The 1,284-nt window shown below is 39.0% G+C and carries 2 protein-coding genes; one reads left to right on the forward strand and one right to left on the reverse strand.

The features are described from left to right. Nucleotides 1–199: 199 nt before the first annotated feature. Nucleotides 200–406 carry a protein YbcW gene (gene ybcW, locus J5M71_RS25940; protein ID WP_001031427.1) on the reverse strand — a complete coding sequence of 69 codons (207 nt, stop codon included), beginning with the start codon at nt 404–406 and terminating at the stop codon, nt 200–202. Between the two features lie 285 nt (nt 407–691). On the opposite strand from ybcW, the gene J5M71_RS25945 reads away from it, so the two are divergent. Continuing rightward, on the forward strand, nt 692–1,102 hold the full coding sequence (locus J5M71_RS25945) for a DUF1398 domain-containing protein (protein ID WP_012775990.1): 411 nt from the start codon (nt 692–694) through the stop codon (nt 1,100–1,102). The last annotated feature ends 182 nt before the right edge of the window (nt 1,103–1,284 follow it).

Genomic DNA, 1,284 nt, shown 5'->3' on the forward strand with positions numbered 1-1,284 from the left:
GAGCATATACATCAATTAAAAGTGATGAAGAATGAACATCCCGCGTTCTTCCCTCCGAACAGGACGATATTGTAAATTCACTTAATTACGAGGGCATTGCAGTAATTGAGTTGCAGTTTTACCACTTTCCTGACAGTGACAGACTGCGTGTTGGCTCTGTCACAGACTAAATAGTTTGAATGATTAGCAGTTATGGTGATCAGTCAACCACCAGGGAATAATCCTTCATATTATTATCGTGCTTCACCAACGCTGCCTCAATTGCTCTGAATGCTTCCAGAGACACCTTATGTTCTATACATGCAATTACAACATCAGGGTAACTCATAGAAATGGTGCTATTAAGCATATTTTTTACACGAATCAGATCCACGGAGGGATCATCAGCAGATTGTTCTTTATTCATTTTGTCGCTCCATGCGCTTGCTCTTCATCTAGCGGTTAAAATATTACTTCAAATCTTTCTGTATGAAGATTTGAGCACGTTGGCCTTACATACATCTGTCGGTTGTATTTCCCTCCAGAATGCCAGCAGGACCGCACTTTGTTACGCAACCAATACTATTAAGTGAAAACATTCCTAATATTTGACATAAATCATCAACAAAACACAAGGAGGTCAGACCAGATTGAAACGATAAAAACGATAATGCAAACTACGCGCCCTCGTATCACATGGAAGGTTTTACCAATGGCTCAGGTTGCCATTTTTAAAGAAATATTCGATCAAGTGCGAAAAGATTTAGACTGTGAATTGTTTTATTCTGAACTAAAACGTCACAACGTCTCACATTATATTTACTATCTAGCCACAGATAATATTCACATCGTGTTAGAAAACGATAACACCGTGTTAATAAAAGGACTTAAAAAGGTTGTAAATGTTAAATTCTCAAGAAACACGCATCTTATAGAAACGTCCTATGATAGGTTGAAATCAAGAGAAATCACATTTCAGCAATACAGGGAAAATCTTGCTAAAGCAGGAGTTTTCCGATGGGTTACAAATATCCATGAACATAAAAGATATTACTATACCTTTGATAATTCATTACTATTTACTGAGAGCATTCAGAACACTACACAAATCTTTCCACGCTAAATCATAACGTCCGGTTTCTTCCGTGTCAGCACCGGGGCGTTGGCATAATGCAATACGTGTACGCGCTAAACCCTGTGTGCATCGTTTTAATTATTCCCGGACACTCCCGCAGAGAAGTTCCCCGTCAGGGCTGTGGACATAGTTAATCCGGGAATACAATGACGATTCATCGCACCTGACAT

The sequence above is a fragment of the Pseudomonas sp. 43(2021) genome (genome assembly GCF_017490805.1).
In the GTDB taxonomy this organism is placed as follows: domain Bacteria; phylum Pseudomonadota; class Gammaproteobacteria; order Pseudomonadales; family Pseudomonadaceae; genus Aquipseudomonas.

Bases quoted from the DNA above. Each gene is read 5' to 3' on its own strand.
- ybcW (WP_001031427.1), bottom strand. From the start codon at position 406: ATGAATAAAGAACAATCTGCTGATGATCCCTCCGTGGATCTGATTCGT.
- J5M71_RS25945 (WP_012775990.1), top strand. From the start codon at position 692: ATGGCTCAGGTTGCCATTTTTAAAGAAATATTCGATCAAGTGCGAAAA.